Here is a 19,206-nt window from a genome sequence, read left to right as displayed (position 1 = left end):
TGCCGGTCAGAGCCGGTAGAAGCGCTTGGCGTTGTCGTGGAACAATCGCGATTGCTCCTGTGGCGACAGGACGGCAGCGATCTTCTTGAAGGTGTCGTAGATCTGGTCGAAGCTCATCTGGATCTTCGAGACCGGATAATCCGTGCCGAACATGCTACGCTCGGTGCCGAAACAGTCGATGCAATGCATGGCGACGTCGCGCACGCTTTCCAGCGTCCAGTTGTGGTCGTAAGCGCCCGGGTTCGAGATCTTGATGGCGATGTTGGGACAGGCGGAGATGTGCTTCAGGCCGTCGCGCCAGCGCTGCATGCCTTCCGGATCGCGGTCGATCGGGCTGCCGCAGTGATTGATGATGATCTGCAGACCGGGAAGAGCCTCGGCGATCTCCCGCACGATACCGGCCTGGTAGGGATACATCATCAGCTCGAGATTGAGTCCATGCTCCTGCAGCCGGGCGATATCGCGGCGCCACTGCGGGTTGCGCCCGAGCTCAGGGTCGGTGACAAAGCATTTCTTCGGGTCCGGGTGCCAGCTCAAAATGCCCCGGATGCCGGTCATCCGGTCGAACGCTGCCTGTCTCGCGATAGCGTCCGCCGCGTCCGGCTTGCCCAGCGAGGCGCCGCCGACGTAACGCGAGGCCACGCCCTTCGACTTGTCCAGGGTTTCCAGCCAGCGGGTCTCCCCCACCGGATCTCCCGCCCACAACGCCTCGATATGCACCGTGGCGACGATGTTGTGACCGCTGGAATCGCGGACGTAATCGTCCACCAGATAGTTGGTGGCGATCGCGGAAAGACCGGCTACCGCCTGCACGGAAGGGTCCGTGGGCAGCAGCCATGGATGCTTGCCCATGGAAAGGTCCCACAGGTGATGGTGCGGATCGATGATCGGTCCCGAATACATGAATACTCCCGGTGTGGAGACGCGGCCAAACCGGGAAGGTCAGCGTTCACGACTCCTACCGGAACCCGCATGCTAACCGTCCCTGTCCGGCCTGCAACCCAAGCAGTCATAGTGATTGCAACAAAAATGCCGGTATTGTCTTTCCGGGACACGATTTCGCAGAAAGGACTCCACCGGCATCCATCTCAGTCGACGGCGACCGACCAGCCATGGCTGTCGGGCACGGTGCCGGCATGGAGGCCCGTCAGGTGCTCGAACAACTTCGCCGCCACCGGTCCCGTCTGGCCGCCATTGACGACGATCTTTTCGCCGCGCCAAGCGAACTCACCCACGGGAGAGATCACGGCCGCCGTGCCGACGCCCCACATCTCCTCCAGCGCGCCCGTCCTGGATGCCGCCGCGACGTCCTCGATGTCGATGGGCGCCTCGGCCACCTCCATGCCCCAGTCGCGCAGAAGCGCGAGCACGCTGTCGCGCGTGATGCCCGGCAGGATCGAATCGCTCAATGGCGGCGTGAGGATGCGGCCGCCAATCTTCACCATGATGTTCATGGTGCCGACCTCCTCCAGATAGCGGCGCTGGACGCTGTCCAGCCACAAAACCTGGCTGAAGCCGGCCGCGGCCGCCTCGCGGCCCACCTTGAGGCTCGCCGCATAGTTGGCCCCTGCCTTGGCCGAGCCGATCGCGCCCTTGGCCGCGCGCACGCGCGTCTCGGAGACGAGGATGCGGACCGGACCGGCGCCCTCCGAGTAATAAGAGCCGACGGGGCAGAGGAAGATGAGATAGGTGTAGGTCCTGGAAGGCCGCACCACCATGTAGCCCTCGGTCCCCACCATGGTCTGGCGCACATAGATGGCGTTGCCACGCTTGGCCGGCACCCAGTCGCGGTCGAGATCGATCAGCTTGCGCATCGCCGCAAGCACGAGGTCGGGATCGACCGCCGGCATGCACAGCTCGCCGGCGCTACGGTTGAGACGCGCGATATGAGCCTGCGGCCGGAAAAGATGGACCGAGCCGTCTTCGCGGCGATAGCCCTTGGACCCGTCGAAGATCGACTGAGCATATTGGATGACGGAGGATGAGGGGTGGAGCTGCAGCGGGCCGAACGGCACGATGCGTGGGGCGTGCCAGCCACGTCCTTCCGTATACTCCATCTGGAACATGTGGTCGGAGAAGTAGTCTCCGAAGCTCGCCCTGAGGTCTTGCGGGATGGGCTTGCGCGCCGCGGCGCGCGTGACGGGAATGTCATGCATGATGCTATGGATATCCTGATTGTCGATGAGGGCCGCGGGCCGTGCCCGCGCAGCCGAGATGCGGTTCAGGCTGGGGACGCCAGATGCCCAAGGCAGTCGCCGGCCTCCACCAGCGAGAAGGTGCGGATGCAGACGGCGAAACCGCCATGCCTGAAATGGACGGACACCGGTTCGGCCCAGGGATTGTCCAGATCGTAGATCAGACCGGCAAGCGCGCCGGCAGGCACCTCGTCGCCAAGCGCGAAACGTGGCTCGAAGAAGCCCCGGCGCGGCGCGAAGGCATAGAGGCCCGGATCGTCCATCACCAGCCGGCGCACCTTTCCGCGCCGCTTCGGCAAGGATGTTGCGAGCGCCAACACCTTCAGATGCGACAGCACCGAGCGCAGGCCGTTCTCGACCACGGCCAATCCTTCGATGTTGACCGTCGAGCCACCGCCGAACTCTCCGGTGACGAAGAAGACATTGTTCTGGTGCGCATAGTTGCCGATGACGCGGTCTTCGCCGCTCAACGCGCGGATGCTGTCGAAATAGACCACATTCGGCGGGTCGAAGGCGTCGATGAATTCTTCCAAGCGCTCTTTCTGCGCGGGATCGGACCAGCGCGGCGCGAGCAGCGTCGGCAGGTATTGCAGCGAGCTGCCGCCGGCGTGGAAATCGATCAGATAGTCCGAGCGGGGCAGCAGCTCGGTGGTCACGTAATGCGCGAGCATCTCCGTCGCCGTGCCGTTGCGCTTGCCGGGAAAGGTGCGATTGAGGTTGATGTCGTCGACGGGCGAGGTGCGGGTGCCGGCGACGAAGGCCGGATAGTTGACCGCCGGAACGACGATCAGCCGTCCCGAAAGCCGGGAAAGGTCGAGCTCGCGAACGAGCCGCGCCAGCGCGATCGGACCCTCATATTCGTCGCCATGGACGCCGCCCGTCAAAAGGACCGTCGGGCCTTGACCGTTCTTCGCCACCGCAATGGGGATGGCGATGTGGCCATAGGCAGAGCGATGCACGGAGTGCGGCAGCCGCAGCGTGCCCGTCTGCAGGCCGTCGCGATCGAAGTCGATATTCGTCCCGATCATGGACTTGTCGTCGCTCATCGTATCCCTCCATGCTTCATCCGCATCGACTGGCAAGCGTAGGGCGAGCGAGAAAGGCAAGTCTTGCGCGATAGAGCCTAAAGCGCGTCGCGATCCTTCAGATTCGCTCCATGCGCTTTAGTCATTGATTCTATGCACGTCTTTGTCCCGAAACCGGTTCTCGCTTCGGGAGACATGCATCGATCTTTCGCAGATCGGCCATGGCCGGCGTTCGTGCGGGCAGGCCCATCCCTTCAGACCAGCTCGCGCCGCCAGCGCAGCGGCGTCAGGCCGGTAGCCTTGCGAAAACAGGTGGTGAAATGGCTCTGGTCGGCGAAACCGCAGGTAAGCGCGACATCGGCCAGTTGCAGCTTCTGTTTCCTCAGCAGATCCTTGGCGCGATCGACGCGCCTGTGCACGATGAAGTTGTGCGGGGTCTGGCCTGTGGACTGGCGGAACATGCGCGTGAAATGCCGCACGCTCCACCCAGCCAGACGGGCGAGATCGGCGAGCGCGATTTCTTCCTGCAGATGGGCGTCGATATAGTCGCAGACACGCCGCCAATCGCGCGAGGAGAAGGCGCCGGTCGCCGGATGCGGGGTCCCGGCTTTCGCAAGAATGAGAACCTGGCAGATCAGCGCAAGCACCATGCTGTCCACCAGCATGCGGCCCAGCGGACCGTCCGGATCGCCAAGCGTCCAAAGCTGTTGAAGAAGCGTGCTCACAACGGTGTCGGGCGCCGTGGATCCGGACAGCGGCTCGAGCGCCGATGACAGGTCGTCGGGACATTCCGGGCCGAGCAGGCTTCTGACATGGTCGACCGGCACCGCCAAGATGACCAGCTTGCGGGGACCGCCGACGCGCCAGCGGCTCTCGACGTTGGGCGGCACCACGATGAGATCCCCGGTGCGAGACTTCCCCCCTGCCCACCCGGCCCCCATGTTCCAGTCGTAGGAACAGGCCGGCGCCGACAGCGGCGTGGATATGACGACTTCCTCGACGGCCGGGTCGGCAAGCTCATGCCGCCCCTGCTCGACCAGGATCATGCTGTAGCGTCCGGTGCCCTCGATGGTGCGATGCTGCTGGGGAAAGGCGGAATAGGAAGACCTGCGGTAGAACTCCGCATAATTCTGATACGCTTCCCGCGCGACCTGCACATTCTCGGTCCTCATCGCCGGCCTCCAAGGAGCCAAACTTCGCTTTTCAAATTCGACCTGAAGCGGGTCGGCGTTTCAAGGAAAACTCGCACTGCCCCGCTCGCGTTTGTAGCATGAACTTTTCACCGGGATCGCAAGGTGCGTTCCCCGGACCGTGCTCTAAGTTCTTGTTTTTATGCATGTCGCTATCCCAGAACCGCTGCACACTTCTTGGGGACATGCATCAAGAACGCACTTCGCCGGCTCAACGGCTTCGGTCGCTCAGACGAGCGGATCGGGAGCCGCGCTTTCGCCTCGACCCTGCTGCAGGACCATCCGTCCGCGGTCGGAAGAGGCGCGGCGGAACTTCGACGCCGCCTGATAGTCGGTGTCGTTGTACCAGGCCCGGGCTGTGGCCTCGTCCGGAAACTCGAGGATGACCATGCGGTCGGTGAAGGTCTCGCCCTCACAGGTGGTCACCGGGTCGCCGCGTGTCAGGAACTTCCCGCCGTATTTCTTCAGCGTGGCGGGGGTGAGCGCGGTGTACTTCTTGTACGTCTCGGGGTCGTGGACCCTCATCGTGCAGATCATATAGGCGGCCATGGATTCCTCGCTGCTTTTCGATCGAGCTTATAGCTTTATCAAAGCGCATTCACGACAAATTTCGTTTGTCATTATCGATTTTGCGCGTACAACCACCAAGTTTCGATGAAATCGTAGCTGAAAGCACCATGGTTCCACTGGACGCCACCGACCATCGCATCCTGCGCGAGCTGCGGCAGGACGGCCGCGTCTCGACGGTGGATCTGGCCGAGCGCGTTGGCCTTTCGCCCACGCCCTGCGCCCGCCGGCTGAAGCGGCTCGAGGAGACGGGCGTGATCCAAGGCTACGCGGCCCGCATCAATCCGGCAGCGCTGGGCCTCGGCGTCTGCGTGATGGTTTCCGTGCGCCTGGGGCAGCAAGGCCCGGAGGGAGCGGGCCAGTTTCTGGATGAAGTGGCGAAACACCCGGAGATTACCGAATGCCTGCTCGTGACGGGAAACATCGACTACCTGCTGCGGGTATGGGTGAAGGACATCGCGGCGCTTCGCGAATTCATCAGCAACGTGCTGCAATCGATCCCATCGGTGGCGGAGACGTCGACGATGGTGGTGCTCAATCCCGATGAGACCAATCTCTAGGCCGGAGAAATCTTGGTGCAAGCGATATCGCCGCTCAGGTCGATGGCCTGTCACGCGTTGGTCCGGCAATCGTCGAGCGAATAGGCGAGCGGAAATGGAGGGATCTGACATGGCATTCGATATCGTTGGGGCGGCGCAAGATTTGGTGCGTGGCCATCGAGACAACACACAGTTCGTGACGATCGCGGGATTGTCGGACCTTGCCTCCGCCTACAAGGTGCAGGATGCCTATGTCGGGGCGATCATCGGCGACGACCACATAGCCGGTTACAAGATCGGCCTGACCTCGCACAGCATGCAGAGCATGTGCGGGATCGACCATCCGGTCGCCGGCACGGTTTTCGGGCGGCGGGTGATGCACAGCGGAGCCAAGCTCTCGCTGACCGGTTACGGCCATCTCGGCGTGGAGTTCGAGATCTGCGCCCGGCTCGGCCGCGATCTTGCGCCGCGCGCCGCGCCCTATACACGCAGCGAGGTCGCCGCGGCGGTCGATGGCGTCTGCGCGGCGGTCGAGGTGGTGGACGATCGCCACGCCGATTATTCGGTGCTGGATGTCCGCTCGCTGGTGGCCGACAATTCGTGGAATGCCGGCGTGGTGCTGGGCGATTTCGTCCCCCCGCCCGCAGCGCTCGAGAAAGTCGAGGCGGTCGTCTATCAGGACGGCGTCGAGATCGGCAGAGGGGTCGGCGCCGATGCGCTCGGGCACCCCTATGAGCCGCTGGCCTGGCTGGCCGACCATCTCGGCGCTTCCGGCAGAGGCATGAAGGCGGGCGACATCGTCATGACGGGCAGCATCGTGCGCACGCGCTTCCCCGACAAGGCGTTTTCCTATCGGTTCGACATTGCCGGTCTTGGCAGTGTCGAGGTCAGCGGCGCCTGACGCGCGGCATCATCGGAGAGGACGGATGAATCTTGGATTGAAGGGCAGGAACGCGCTCGTGCTGGGCGCATCGAAAGGACTCGGCCGCGCGGTGGCCAAGGAATTGCTGGACGAAGGCGCGCGCGTGGCGATCTGCGCCCGCACCGGCACCGCGCTGGAGCAGACGGCCCGCGAGATCGGCGCGACGGCGCTCGTCTGCGACCTCGCGAAGCCGGGCGCAGCTACGGAGCTGGTGGAGCGCGCCAAGGCGACGCTCGGTGCCCCGGATATCGTGGTGGTCAACACCGGCGGCCCGCCCACCGCACCCTTCGACGAGATCACCATCGAGCAATGGCGCGCCGCGTTCGACAATCTGTTCATGAGCGCGGTGGAGATCGTGCGGGCGGTGCTGCCTTCGATGCGCGAGAAGAAATGGGGCCGCGTGCTGTTCGTGACCTCCATCGCCGCGAAGGAGCCGATCAACCGCTTCGCGCTCTCCAACTCGCTGCGCGCCGGCATCCACGGACTGATCAACACGCTGAGCAAGGAAGAAGGGGCGAACGGCATCACCTTCAACGCGCTGATGCCGGGCTATACGCTGACCGAGAGGCTGGCGGATGCGAAGCTCGACCTGGAAAAGGTGAGCCAGGCCATACCCGCCAGGCGCATCGGCCGCCCCGAAGAGTTCGCGGCGCTGGCCGCCTTTCTCGCCTCCGACCGCGCTTCCTACATCACCGGCCAGGCCGTCGCCTGCGACGGCGGCGCGCTCTGGTCCATCTGAAGGCGGCGTCCCTCACGGTCGAGGTCTATTCGAACGCGTAGGTAAATCCTTCCGGCGACGCACCCACGATGACCTTCACCATCTTCTTGCCCTCGAGCGAGCGGTTGAGCACGCCGCGGCTGAGTTCCGGCAGCAGCGTGTTGGTGAGGATGGCGTCGATCATGCGGCCGCCGGATTCGATTTCGGTGCAGCGCGCCTTGACCAGATCCATCACGCCGTCGCCGATCACCAGTTCGGCGTCGTTCGTGGCCTTGAGGCGGCGCGCGATCTTGCCGAACTGATGCCGGGCGATCGCCTCGATCATGGAATCCGACAACGGGTAATAAGGTATCGTGACAACCCGGCCGAGGAAGGCAGCCGGGAACACCTTCAGCAACGGGACGCGTAGCGCGGCGTCGAGATCGTCGATGCCGGTCCGCACCGTGCCGTTCTTCGTACGATCCATGATCACTTCGGAACCGACATTCGAGGTGAGTAGGATCAGCGTGTTCTTGAAGTCGATGCGACGGCCTTCGCTGTCGTCCATCATGCCTTTGTCGAAGACCTGGAAGAAGATCTCGTGCACGTCGGGGTGCGCCTTCTCGACCTCGTCGAGCAGGATCACCGAATAGGGTTTCCTGCGTACCGCCTCGGTCAGGATGCCGCCCTTGCCGTAGCCGACATAGCCGGGCGGCGCGCCCTTGAGCGTCGAGACGGTGTGCGCTTCCTGGAACTCCGACATGTTGATTGAGATCAGGTTCTGCTCGCCGCCGTAAAGCGTCTCGGCGAGCGCCAGCGCAGTCTCGGTCTTGCCGACGCCGGAGGGGCCGCAAAGCAGGAACACGCCGACCGGTTTTTCCGGCGCGCCGAGGCCGGCGCGGCTGGTCTGCACGCGCCTGGCGATCATCTCCATCGCGTGATCCTGGCCAACGACGCGCTCGGACAGGGTCGCGGCAAGCTTGAGCGCCTTTTCGGTCTGGCTGGAGAGCATGCGTCCGGTCGGGATGCCGGTCCAATCCTGCACCACGGCGGCGACCGCATTGCGGTCGACCGAGGGCAGGATGAGCGGTGTCTCGCCTTGCGCGGCGGCAAGATCGGCCATCAGCTCGCGCAACCGCGCCAGGTTGGCGGCCGCTTCGTCTGCCGGCTCGGCGGACACTGCTTCGGCGTTCGCAAGCTTGGCCCCATTGGCTTTCGAGGCCTTCGTCTTCTTCGTCTCGTCAGCCTTGCTCTCGCCAATCTTGCTTTCGAGAGCCTTTTGCTCGGGCGCTACGCCCTCCGCGCGTCCCGTCTCCGCGGCGGCATCTTCGCCCGCTGCCTCGTCGAGCGGCACGCCCTCGCCACGCAATTTTGCACGCAGGTCGAGTATCTCGGTGACCAGCGCCTTTTCCCGGTCCCAGCGCGCCTGCGCGGCGGCCAAGGTCGTCTCGGTTTCCGCCAGCCCGACGTCGATGCGGGCCTGCCGGTCGGAGACGTCGATGCCGATCGCCGCCTCGCGGCCGATGATGCCGCTCTCGACCTCCAGCGCCTGACGGCGGCGCAATATGTCCTCGACCTCGGCCGGCGTGGCATGCTGCGAGACCGCGACGCGGGCGCAGGCGGTGTCGAGCAGGCTGACGGCTTTGTCCGGCAGCTGTCTGGCCGGGATATAGCGATGCGAAAGCGAGACGGCCGCCTCGATCGCCTCGTCCAGGATCTGCACCTTGTGGTGCTGCTCCAGGACCCCTGCGACGCCGCGCAGCATCAGCACGGCCCCCGCTTCCGAGGGCTCGTCGATCTTGACCACCTGGAAGCGACGAGTGAGCGCCGGGTCCTTCTCGATATGCTGCTTGTACTCGGCCCAGGTCGTGGCCGCGATGGTCCGCAGCTCGCCGCGCGCCAATGCCGGTTTCAAGAGATTGGCGGCATCGCCGGTCCCGGCCGCGCCGCCGGCGCCGATCAGCGTATGCGCCTCGTCGATGAACAGGATGATCGGCACCTCGGAGGCTTGAACCTCATCGATGACGGCCTTGAGCCGCTTCTCGAACTCGCCCTTGACACTGGCGCCCGCCTGCATCAGCCCGACATCGAGCATGCGCACGCTGACATTCTGCAATGTCGGCGGCACGTCGCCCTGAGCGATGCGGAGCGCAAATCCCTCGACCACCGCTGTCTTGCCGACGCCGGCCTCGCCGGTGAGGATCGGGTTGTTTTGCCGGCGTCGCATCAGGATATCGACGATCTGCCTGATCTCCGGATCGCGGCCGACGACGGGATCGATCTTGCCGTCGCGGGCGCGCTGGGTGAGGTCGGTTGCGTATTTCGCCAGCGCCGAGTCCCCGCCGGGGCCGCGCTTCATCGGCGTCTCGGTAGAAGCGGCAGCAGGAGGTGAGCCGGCTTCGAGCGAGCCTTCAGTGACATCGGCGAAGCGGGAAATTACTCCGTCAGCGTCGATCTTGTCGAACACGGCGCTGATCTTGGAAACCAAGCCCTCCAGCGCCGGCGTCTTCAAGCAGGCAAGCAGGATATGGGCGCTGCGCACCTCTTCGACGCCGAATTCCAGCATCGCCAGATTCCAGCCCTCCTGGATGGCGTGGAAGATGTGGTCAGAGAATTCCTCTACCGAGGTCGCGCCATAGGGCAGCTTGTCGATGGCGCGGGTCATGTCGGCCGTCAGCCGGCTGACATCCAGTCCGGCGTCGGCGACGATCATTTGCACATCCGAGCGCTCGGACAGCACCAGTTGCTGGATGAAATGGGCGAGCTCGACATAGGGATTACCGCGTAGCTTGGCCGTGTCGGCCGCGGCCTTGAAGGCGCGCACCCCCGTGGCGTTGAGCTTGGCGACCAGTTCCTTACGCTTGAAGCTCTGCGATGACCGGCGCTGTTCCATCGAACCTGCTCCCGCACTCTGCCGACAGTACCCTGCCATATAAGCGGCTGCTTGACAAAGCCGCGTGACGGACAAGACGTTTGGACCTGTCCGGGCGGCACCGCCCGGTTACACAAGCCTTGCAAACTCTGGCCAACAAACATGATTGCCGGGCGGGCTATGCGAGCCATTTCACATACCCGGTCCGGCAATCGCGCAATGGGTTTCGCCGAAGAGAACGGTCGCGTTTAGCTTCCGTTAGGTTTTGCGCAGATGCTCAATTGTCGTCGCATGAGGCCAGTGATAACGTTACGTCACACAGGGGTCTCAGGGCCGCTGGCTGGGGGTTAGTGTGATTGATCTCGCACTCTGGCTGAATCCTCTGGACGGTGAGAATCCGTCGGGAGAGGACTTGCGCAGCGACCCGGCCTTTCATGAGCTGGAGCGCCTGACCGAGCCTCAGCTCAAGGTTGTTTACGACGGCAACGGCAAGCCCACATCGCAATCCAGTCCGGTCGACTGGGCGGCAGTGCTCGAAAAGGCCGAAGAGTTGCGCACCCGCGGCCGGGACCTGCGCCTGCTGGTCATCGTCGCACGGGCCTTGGCCAGCGAGGAAGGGCTGGCCGGCCTCGCCCAGGGCCTGACGCTTATTGCCAGGACCTTCGACCAGCATTGGGACACGATGCATCCCGCATTGAGGGCGAACGCGCCGCCGCGCGAGGCCGCCTTGCGTCGCATCAACGCGTTGCTCGATCTCCAGAACGCCCAGCAAGGCCTGCTGGCGAACCTGCGCGGAACCATCTTCTTTTCACCGCGCCAGGTCGGGCCGATCAGCGGACGCGACCTGGAACAGGGCGCGCTCGACGAGCGCGTCATGCTGCAGGAAGCGGCCTCAGGGCTGAACGCCGCCGAAAAGGCGGCATTGGTGAGCGCGCACAACCAGTTGCTGAACCGGGTGCGCGCCGGATGCGCGGCGCAAATCGATCAGGCCGGCGAGGCGATGACGTCGCTGCTGGCCGACGCGCGGGCCGCGATCGCCGCCCTCGACGCGGTGGACGCCGCGCTCAACGCCCGCATCGAAGGCCACGGCGCCACCGTCCCGGAATTGAAGAAGTTCCTGCAGCGTTTGCTGACGACGCTGGAGCGGAATTCCGGTGCCGGCGCCACGGCGAACGGTGCCGCGAACCCCGGTCCGCAGGCGACGGTGGAACCAGCAATGCCCGCCCGCAACGGTCATGGAGCCGAGACGATGGCAAGTGTGGCAAGCCCCGTGGGGGCGAGCACCGGTCTGCCGGACCGGATCAACTCGCGCGACGAAGTCGTCAAATGCCTCGACCTCGTCGTCGCCTTTTACGACCGCACCGAGCCGTCCAGCCCCATCCCACATCTCGCCCGGCGCGTGCGCCGGATGGTGCACATGGATTTCGTGGAACTGATGGAAGATCTCGCCCCGTCGGGGCTGAAGGAATTCCGGCTGCTTGCCGGTGTCCCCGATCCCAAGAAGCCGGCCCAGAAGGATGAAAGGTAGAAAAGCATGCCAGCAGAGAGCAAAGCGAAGGTCATCGAAAGAAACCGCGCGCCGCGCGTGCAGATCGCCTACGATGTCGAAACCTACGGCAGCCCGACGACGATCGAACTGCCGTTCGTCATGGCCGTGATGGCCGATCTTGCCGGCGCGTCGCAGACCAAGGAAGCGTCGAAGTCGGTGCTTGACCGCAACTTCGTCGAAACCGACGCCAACCGCTTCCCGAAATTCATGGAAGCGATGGGGCCGCGCGTGAAGGCGCGGGTGAAGAACACCCTGCCGCAGGCCGAAGGCCAGGAGCGTGAGGAAGAGCTCATGGTCGATCTCACCTTTTCGAAGATGGGCGACTTCGCGCCGGACAAGATCGCCGAGCAGGTCCCGCAACTGGCCGAAATCCTGAAGATGCGCCGTCAGCTCGAAGAGCTGCTGGGCTTCATGGACGGTCGCGTCGACGCCGAAAAACGCATCGCGCAGCTTCTGAACAACGAGCCGCTGCTGAGCAAGGTCGCCAGCCAGGCGATGGATGACGGCAAGGGCGAGGAGTAAGTCATGGCCGAACAGCAAAAGACAGCAGCCGCCACCGCCGAGGCGGAAGCCATCGATCTCGGCGAGTTCAGCGGACTCCTTGAAAAGGATTTCAAGGTCAAGAAGGACGACAGCGAGAAGCTGCAGCAGCTGGTGCGCAACCTGGCTTTGGCCGCGCAATCGCGCTCCGAGACGACGACGATCTCGTCCAACGCGATCAAGTCGATCAAGTCGCTGATCGCCGGCATCGACAAGATGCTGACGACGCAGGTCAACGAGATCCTGCATGCGCCGGAAGTGCGTGAGATGGAGGGCACCTGGCGCGGCCTCTGGTACCTGGTGAACAACACCGAGACGGATACCAAGCTGAAGATCCGGGTGATGAATATCTCCAAGGAGCAGCTGGCCGACACGCTGGAAGACTATGAAGGCCAGATGTGGGACCAGAGCCCCATCTTCAAGAAGGTCTACACGGACGAGTATTCGATGCTGGGCGGCGAGCCGATCGGCTGCATCATCGGCGCCTACGAATTCTCCAACCATCCGCGCGACGTCAGCCTGCTGCGCAACATTTCCGGTGTCTGCGCCTCGGCGCACACGCCGTTCATCGCGGCCGCCTCGCCGCGGCTGTTCCGCATGGACAGCTGGCAGGAGCTGCCGAATCCGCAGGACCTGCAGATGATCGTCAACAACCCGGCCTATGCGTCCTGGCAGTCGCTGCGCGAAAGCGAGGACGCCCGCTATATCGGGCTTACCATGCCGCGCGTGCTGGCGCGCCTGCCCTACGGCTCGGAGACCGTCCCGGTGAAGGGCTTCACCTTCGAGGAGGAAGTGGGCGGCGACCACAACAAATATGTCTGGATGAACGCCGCCTTCCCGATGGGCGTCAACATCAACCGCAGCCACAAGCTCTATGGCTGGGGCACGCAGATCCGCGGTGTCGAAAACGGCGGCACGGTGCTCAACCTGCCGGTGCACGCCTTCCCGACCGACGACGGGTCGATTGCGATGAAATGCCCGACCGAGGTCGCCATTGACGACCGGCGCGAGGCGGAGCTGGCGAAGCTGGGCCTGATGCCGATCCTGCACCGCAAGAATACCGATCTCGCTGCCTTCATCGGCGCGCATTCGCTGCAGGACGACGAGACGCGGGCCGGCCGCCTGGTCGATCCGGACGCGCAGGCCAACGAGCGGCTCTCCGCCAACCTGCCCTACCTGTTCCCGGTCTCGCGCTTCGCGCACTACCTCAAGGCAATCGCGCGCGACAAGATCGGCTCGTTCAAGGAACGCACCGACATGGAGATCTGGTTGACCGAATGGATCAACCGGTACGTGCTGGCCAATCCAGCCTTTGCCGACGACAAGGCGCGCGCCAAGCGCCCGCTTGCCGCGGCCGAGGTCCAGGTCGACAGCGTCGAAGGCCGGCCCGGTTACTACAATGCCCGTTTCTACCTGCGTCCGCACTACCAGCTGGAAGGCATCAACGCCTCTCTCCGGCTGGTGTCGGAACTGCCGTCGGTGAAGGGCTGAAATTGATAAGCAAAGTCATCTTGTTTCGTAGCGGTGGAGAAAGACAATGCCAGAGAGAACCGATGCGCCTTCGATGAAGATCGACGGCTTCCTGAAAGTCCCGGACATCAAGGGTCCGAGCAAGCGCGACGGCCATGAAGACGAAATCGAGATCCATGGCGTCGATTACAAGATGATCGCGCCCTACGACCCGAATTCGCTGTCGCGGCGCGGCCGCGTGTCGATGGGAATGATCAAATTCTTCAAGCACTACGACAAGTCGTCGCCCTACCTGAAGAAGGCGCTGTTCGAGAACAAGGCGCTGGACGAGGTGGTGTTTTCGGCCCGTCGCACCATCGACGGCGAGACCAGCGACTACTTGGTGGTCACGCTCACCGATGCCTCGATCATGGAATACGACATGCGGCAGGCTCGCGACGAGGCGGACCTCATCGAGGAAGAGGTCAGCTTCGCCTACAAGAAGATCAAGTTCGTCTACGACAAGGACGACGAGATCGAAATGGACGTCTATGTCGGCAAGTGAGGCCAAGCGGCCTGGCGCAAAAGCGCAGCTCGCCGGCAGTTCGCGGGCAAAACGCGAGGCGGTCCAGCCCTCCCTCTGGGACCGCCTCGTCAACGATTTGCCCGGGCTGACGTCGGAGATCGACGGGCTGCGCCGCCTGCTGGAAGAAGAACTCGGCGCCGAGCGCGTCGAGGCTCTTCTTGCCGGCAGCGCGCGCGTCATCGATGCCGATGCAGAATTGACGCCCGAGCAGAAACGGCGCCTGCACAGGCTGGTGTTCCAGACCGAGCATCGCGCCGAGATCGAAAACCGCGGCGTGGTGGTGTCGGCACGCGTGCTCAGGGAAGCGGTCCGGCGCGACATAGAAGCCCTGTTCAACACCGAGCGCTTCGAATCCGTCCCGATGCTTTCCGACGCCGAGCATGAACAGCCCTTGGATGAGTTGCCGCCGCTTGCCGATTTTCCGGAAGTGCGCCGCAGCGTGGTGAATTACGGCGTGCCTTCCTTTTCGGGCCGCTCGTCGCGGGATTTCGACCGCGATACCCTGGCGCGCGAAATCCGCGCGGTGCTCGCCACCTTCGAGCCGCGTCTCAAGGAAAGCGCGACGGCCGTGAACGTCACGCTCGGCGACAAGACCGTCGGCCTCAAGATCGAGATCGACGCCGTGCTGATCATGACGCCGACGCCGGAACGCATGCGGCTGCGCACCACGATCAATCTCGACAACGGTCTGGCGCGGACCGAATTCCGGGAGACCTGAGATGGATCGGGTCTTCGTGGAGTATTACGAAGAGGAACTGACCCATATCCGCGCGCTGGCCGCGGAATTCGCCGACATGCATCCGGCGGTCGCCCGCAACCTTTCCCTCGACACCGTCCCCTGCCCCGATCCCTATGTCGAACGGCTGCTCGACGGCGTGGCCTTCCTTGCCGCGCGCACCAGGCTGAAGGTCGACGCGGAGCGCTCGCGCTTTTCGCGCGCCGTGCTCGACGTTCTCTATCCGGACCTGGTGACGCCGGCGCCGGCGACGGCGATGGCCGTGCTGAAACCCGGACAGCAGGTGCAGTCGATGATCACCGGCCACGCCGTCGCGCGCGGCACGCGGCTGGTCTCGGGCCTGCATCCGGGGCTGTCGACACGGTCGACCTTCACCACCGCGCAGCAGGTCACGTTGTGGCCGATCGCGATCACCTCGGTCAGCTATTTCCAGGATCGCAGCGCGCTGGCCGCCGCCGGCATCGCGCCGGTCGGCGGCGTGCGCGGCGAAGCGGCGTTCCGCATCGCGCTCGCGCGGACCGGAAAGGGCAAGCTCGGCGAATTGTCGCTCGACCGTCTGGACCTCTATTTCGCCGGACGCACCAAGGCGCCGCTCATCTTCGACGCGATCTTCGGCGCCTGCTCGGCCGTCGGCGCGCGGGCGGAAGGCAAGACCAATCCGCTCACGGCGCTGCCCGAACCCGAAATGATCGGCATCCACGACGATGAAGCGCTGATGCCGCGCACCCGCCCGACCTTCGAGGGATACCGGCTGCTGCGCGAATATTTCATGATCCCGGAGCGCTTCCATTATGTCCGGGTCGCTGGCCTGCAGCCTGTGGTGCGCAAGTGCGATGCGGGAATGGAGATTATCTTCCTGTTCCGGCGCCCGGTGCCGGAACTCGCCGATGTGACGGTGGCCGATTTCGAGCTGTTCGCAACGCCGATCATCAATCTCTTCGAGCGCGAGTGCAACGTCATCGAGATCGATCCGCGGCGGACGCGCCAGGTGCTACATGCCGACCGCACGCGGGCGCGGGATTTCGAGATCTTCCGCGTCACCCGGGTGGAAGACGCCGATGCGGAAGGCAACGAGGCGACCATCCCCGAACTGTTCAGCCTGGGGCAGAACCGCGGCAGCGGCTGGGTCTATTCGGCCGAGCGGCGTCCGCGCCGGGCGACGGAGGACGAACGGCGCGACGGCCTGACCCGCACCTCCTACACCGGCGACGATGTCTTTATCGCAGTCTCGCGTCCGGCCGGCAGCCAGCCGAACCGGCCGCTCAAGCGGCTCGACGTGATGGCGCTCTGCACCAACCGCGACCTGCCGATCCTGGACGACACGCCGACGCTGACGCTGGAGACCGCCGATCCGGTGGAAGCGGTGCGGCTGCTCGGCGCGCTGCGGCCGCCGCAGCCGGCGATCCCGGCAGCGCTGCCGGCCGGCGCCGAAGGTGAATCCCGCGCCGACAATCTCGCCTGGCGGCTTGTGGCGCAGCTCTCGCTCAATTTCCTCAGCCTCGCCAAGGAAGGCCGCGGCGTCGATCCGCTGCATGCCTTGCTCGACCTCTACGCCGATCGCGGCGATCCGAGCCTTGCCCGCAACGTTCATTCGATCACCCGCATCGACTCGCGCCCGGTGATTGAGCGACTCAAGATCGATGGTCCGATGTGTTTCGGGCGCGGCACGGAGGTGACGCTGCATGTCGACCAGTCGGTGCTGGCGGGCCAGAGCACGCTGCTGCTTTCGGCCCTGCTGGCGCGGCTGTTCGCTCGCCATGCGGGCATAAACGGTTTCGTGCGGACGCGTACGCGGCTGCTGCAGAAGCAGGAGGATGTGCCATGGCCGATGACGCCCGGCAATCGCTACCTGATCTAGCGCGCCCCGCCCCGGCCGAGGCGGAGCCGCTGTCGGAGGGCTATGACTTCTTCGAGCTGCTGCGCCGGCTGGAGCAGCGGCGCGGACTGTTCGGGCATTCCGGGACAGCGGAGCGCGAGCCGGCAAGGCTCGGCCAGCATGTGCGCCTGAGCTTCTCGGCCCGGGATGTCGTCAAGTTCCAGGATGCCGGGGATAAGGCTCCGGCGCGGGTGGCCGTCGCCAATCTCGGCCTGCTCGGACCGGAAGGGCCGATGCCGCTGCATCTGACGCGCTGGGTGCTCGACCGGCTGTCGCAGCGCTGGTTCACCGGCGCCGACGCCGAGCAGACCAGCGACACGACCTTCGTCGACTTCGTCAACATCCTGCAGCATCGCATGATCGCGCTTTATTACCGCGCATGGGCGGATGCGCATCCGGCAGTGCAGGTCGAACGTTCGGTCGGCGGACGCGTCCGCGCCATGCTGGAAGCCATGGCGGGCATCGGCCTTCCCGGCACCCAGGATCCGGAGCTCGACACGGTGCGGCTGCGCCAGGCCGGATCGCTGGCCAACCAGGTCGACGGCGCTGAGCGGCTGACGCTGTTTCTCGCCACCGCCTTCAAGGTGCCGGTTGAGATAAAGGAATTCGTCGCCGCCTGGATCACCATTCCGAAGGCGCTGCAGAGCCGCATCGGTAAGGCCTATGCGTCGCTCGGCGGCGGCGCGACGATCGGGCCGCGCGTCTTCAGCCGACAAAGCCGGATCGAATTGCGCGTCGGGCCGCTAGGCCTCGACGATTTCAAGTCCTTCCTGCGCGGCGAACGGCGGCTTGCCCTGTTCAAGAAGGCGGTGCGCGACATGATCGGCGAAGCGCTCGACGTCGATCTCAGGATCGTGCTCGCGCGCGACGCCGTGCCTGCGCCGAAGATGGGGACCATCCAGCTCGGCCGGACCTCCTGGCTTTCACGCCCGGCTGAAAAGGGCGACGCGGACGATCTCAGGTTGCGCACCATTGTCGGCTGGCGGCCGGACATGGCGGAGGCGGCCGCATGAGCCTGCTGCTGACCCTGGAACAAGGCCCGCGCTCGCAGGTGGTCAGGCAGACCCGGCTGGACGAGGGCGAGCTGGTGATCGGCCGCAGCGCCGATGCCGGCTGGCAGATCGACGATCCGGACATGTTCGTCTCGCGCGCCCACTGCAAGATCAGCGGCGGCCGCGACGGCTATTACGTCACCGACACGTCGAGCAGCGGATTGTTCATCGACGATTCCGACAGCCCGCTCGGCGCCGGCAGGTCGACACGCCTGCAGAGCGGCATGCGTCTGCGCATGGGCGACTACGTGCTTCATGTCGAGGTGCAGCCCAGCGCCGGCCATACCTCGATCGGCCAGGCGCCGATCGCCAACGCCGCGCCGGCATGGTCGTCGCCACAGGCACGTACGCCTGCCAGCATCGGCGGCGACGACTTCTTCTCGGCCAAGGTCGAGGAGGAGCCGCAGCGGCCGCGCCCGGCGGGACTGCCCGATCCGTTCGAGCAGCCTGTGCCCGGAGCCTATGATCGCGCTTCCAACCAGCGCAGCTCGCCCGCATTTGACGACCCGTTCAGCCTCGATCCGGTGGCGACGCCGGCCTCGGGCGAAGAGCCCGCCGCCGACCGGCCGGACCCATTCGGCTTCGGCGACATGCTATCGCGCAACGACATGCCCGAGCCCGCGTCGAAACCATCCGGTTTCGACGATTTCAGCTTCGGGCCAGCCGCGACGCCCGCTTCCGGCCACGGCGCCGATCCAGCCGATCGCATCGAGCGGCCCGCCGAGAAACCCAAGGCCGCCCGTCCATGGGGGATACCGGCGCAGACAGCCGAACCCGCTGCGCCGCCGCGTCCCGCTCCGGCGCCGAGGCCATCACGCCGAACGCAGCCGGCGCCCAGCGACATGGCGCTGCGCGCGGCGTTCCTGCGCGGCATGGGCGTCGAGGAGGCCGATTTTCCCGGGCGCGATCCCGTCGCCGAAATGGAGAAGTTCGGGCGCGAATACAGGCTGATGCTCGACGGCCTGATGCAGCTCTTGCGCAAGCGCACCGAGGAGAAGGGCAGCGCGCGCGTCGCCCAGACTGTGGTCGGATCTTCGGAAGTCAACCCGCTCAAATTCCTGCCGACGGTCGAGGATGTCATCGTCACCATTATCGCGGAACGCAGTCCCGGCTTTCTGTCCGGCGAGGCGGCGATCGGCGACGCGGTCAAGGACCTCGCGCAGCATCACGTGCGCGCCTGGCGGGGCGTGCAGGCGGCGCTGCGACGCATGATCGACCGCTTCGATCCGGCCGCGATCGAGGAAGAGCTCAAGTCCAATTCGGCGATCGGCAACCTGCTCGCCGGCGGGCGCAATGCCAAGCTGTGGGAGCTCTACCAGAAACGCCATCGCGACATCGCCCAGAGCGCGGAATCGAGCTTCCTGGGCGAGATCGGCGCAGACTTCAGGGACGCATATGAAGAGGAGTAGGG

17 protein-coding genes are annotated in these 19,206 nt (G+C 65.0%); 11 read left to right on the top strand and 6 right to left on the bottom strand.

The window, feature by feature from the left end; genetic code table 11:
• Positions 1 to 6: 6 nt before the first annotated feature.
• From FJW06_RS25850 to FJW06_RS25830, 5 genes are all read right to left on the bottom strand, one after another.
• Positions 7 to 903, bottom strand: a complete 897-nt coding sequence (locus FJW06_RS25850; RefSeq protein ID WP_140755859.1) for an amidohydrolase family protein — start codon at positions 901 to 903, stop codon at positions 7 to 9.
• Between the two features lie 185 nt (positions 904 to 1,088).
• Positions 1,089 to 2,156 (bottom strand): branched-chain amino acid aminotransferase, encoded by a 1,068-nt coding sequence (locus FJW06_RS25845; RefSeq protein ID WP_140755857.1) that lies wholly within the window; start codon positions 2,154 to 2,156, stop codon positions 1,089 to 1,091.
• Positions 2,157 to 2,221: 65 nt separating this feature from the next.
• The gene (locus FJW06_RS25840; protein ID WP_140755855.1) at positions 2,222 to 3,241 is read right to left on the bottom strand and encodes a succinylglutamate desuccinylase/aspartoacylase family protein; all 1,020 of its coding nucleotides are present in this window, start codon (positions 3,239 to 3,241) and stop codon (positions 2,222 to 2,224) included.
• A 233-nt stretch (positions 3,242 to 3,474) separates the two neighbouring features.
• Entirely contained in the window at positions 3,475 to 4,392 is a 918-nt protein-coding gene (locus FJW06_RS25835; RefSeq protein ID WP_140755853.1) for an AraC family transcriptional regulator, read from the bottom strand.
• Between the two features lie 246 nt (positions 4,393 to 4,638).
• A complete protein-coding gene (locus tag FJW06_RS25830) occupies positions 4,639 to 4,959 on the bottom strand; it encodes a DUF1330 domain-containing protein (RefSeq protein ID WP_140755851.1) in 321 nt (106 codons plus the stop codon).
• A gap of 128 nt (positions 4,960 to 5,087) precedes the next feature.
• Here FJW06_RS25830 and FJW06_RS25825 point away from each other — a divergent pair, with 128 nt between their 5' ends.
• From FJW06_RS25825 to FJW06_RS25815, 3 genes are all read left to right on the top strand, one after another.
• Positions 5,088 to 5,537, top strand: a complete 450-nt coding sequence (locus FJW06_RS25825) for an Lrp/AsnC family transcriptional regulator (RefSeq protein ID WP_140755849.1) — start codon at positions 5,088 to 5,090, stop codon at positions 5,535 to 5,537.
• 109 nt (positions 5,538 to 5,646) lie between these two features.
• A complete protein-coding gene (locus tag FJW06_RS25820; protein ID WP_181178570.1) occupies positions 5,647 to 6,417 on the top strand; it encodes a fumarylacetoacetate hydrolase family protein in 771 nt (256 codons plus the stop codon).
• A 25-nt stretch (positions 6,418 to 6,442) separates the two neighbouring features.
• A complete protein-coding gene (locus tag FJW06_RS25815) occupies positions 6,443 to 7,177 on the top strand; it encodes an SDR family oxidoreductase (RefSeq protein ID WP_140755845.1) in 735 nt (244 codons plus the stop codon).
• A gap of 25 nt (positions 7,178 to 7,202) precedes the next feature.
• On the opposite strand, the gene tssH is transcribed toward FJW06_RS25815, so the two are convergent.
• Positions 7,203 to 10,028 carry a type VI secretion system ATPase TssH gene (gene tssH, locus FJW06_RS25810; RefSeq protein WP_140755843.1) on the bottom strand — a complete coding sequence of 942 codons (2,826 nt, stop codon included), beginning with the start codon at positions 10,026 to 10,028 and terminating at the stop codon, positions 7,203 to 7,205.
• A 331-nt stretch (positions 10,029 to 10,359) separates the two neighbouring features.
• On the opposite strand from tssH, the gene tssA reads away from it, so the two are divergent.
• From tssA to tagH, 8 genes are all read left to right on the top strand, one after another.
• A complete protein-coding gene (gene tssA / locus FJW06_RS25805; protein WP_140755841.1) occupies positions 10,360 to 11,535 on the top strand; it encodes a type VI secretion system protein TssA in 1,176 nt (391 codons plus the stop codon).
• Between the two features lie 6 nt (positions 11,536 to 11,541).
• Complete coding sequence (tssB, locus tag FJW06_RS25800) at positions 11,542 to 12,078, top strand: type VI secretion system contractile sheath small subunit (RefSeq protein ID WP_140755839.1); 537 nt, start codon at positions 11,542 to 11,544, stop codon at positions 12,076 to 12,078.
• Between the two features lie 3 nt (positions 12,079 to 12,081).
• Positions 12,082 to 13,587, top strand: coding sequence for a type VI secretion system contractile sheath large subunit (gene tssC / locus FJW06_RS25795; RefSeq protein WP_140755837.1), 1,506 nt, complete (start codon positions 12,082 to 12,084; stop codon positions 13,585 to 13,587).
• A gap of 73 nt (positions 13,588 to 13,660) precedes the next feature.
• Positions 13,661 to 14,110, top strand: coding sequence for an Hcp family type VI secretion system effector (locus FJW06_RS25790; protein ID WP_164772067.1), 450 nt, complete (start codon positions 13,661 to 13,663; stop codon positions 14,108 to 14,110).
• Positions 14,097 to 14,849: a type VI secretion system baseplate subunit TssE gene (gene tssE, locus FJW06_RS25785; protein WP_140755835.1), complete on the top strand. Its 753-nt coding sequence runs from the start codon at positions 14,097 to 14,099 to the stop codon at positions 14,847 to 14,849. The genes FJW06_RS25790 and tssE overlap by 14 nt, the downstream gene beginning before the upstream one ends.
• Before the next feature lies 1 nt (position 14,850).
• Entirely contained in the window at positions 14,851 to 16,725 is a 1,875-nt protein-coding gene (gene tssF, locus FJW06_RS25780) for a type VI secretion system baseplate subunit TssF (RefSeq protein WP_140755833.1), read from the top strand.
• Positions 16,689 to 17,756, top strand: coding sequence for a type VI secretion system baseplate subunit TssG (gene tssG, locus FJW06_RS25775; RefSeq protein WP_140755831.1), 1,068 nt, complete (start codon positions 16,689 to 16,691; stop codon positions 17,754 to 17,756). Before tssF ends, tssG begins: the two co-directional genes overlap by 37 nt.
• The gene (gene tagH, locus FJW06_RS25770) at positions 17,753 to 19,204 is read left to right on the top strand and encodes a type VI secretion system-associated FHA domain protein TagH (RefSeq protein WP_140755829.1); all 1,452 of its coding nucleotides are present in this window, start codon (positions 17,753 to 17,755) and stop codon (positions 19,202 to 19,204) included. The genes tssG and tagH overlap by 4 nt, the downstream gene beginning before the upstream one ends.
• Positions 19,205 to 19,206: the final 2 nt, after the last annotated feature.

The organism is Mesorhizobium sp. B4-1-3 (assembly GCF_006439355.1).
Classification (GTDB): domain Bacteria; phylum Pseudomonadota; class Alphaproteobacteria; order Rhizobiales; family Rhizobiaceae; genus Mesorhizobium.
This window is presented reverse-complemented; position numbering and strand designations above follow the sequence as displayed.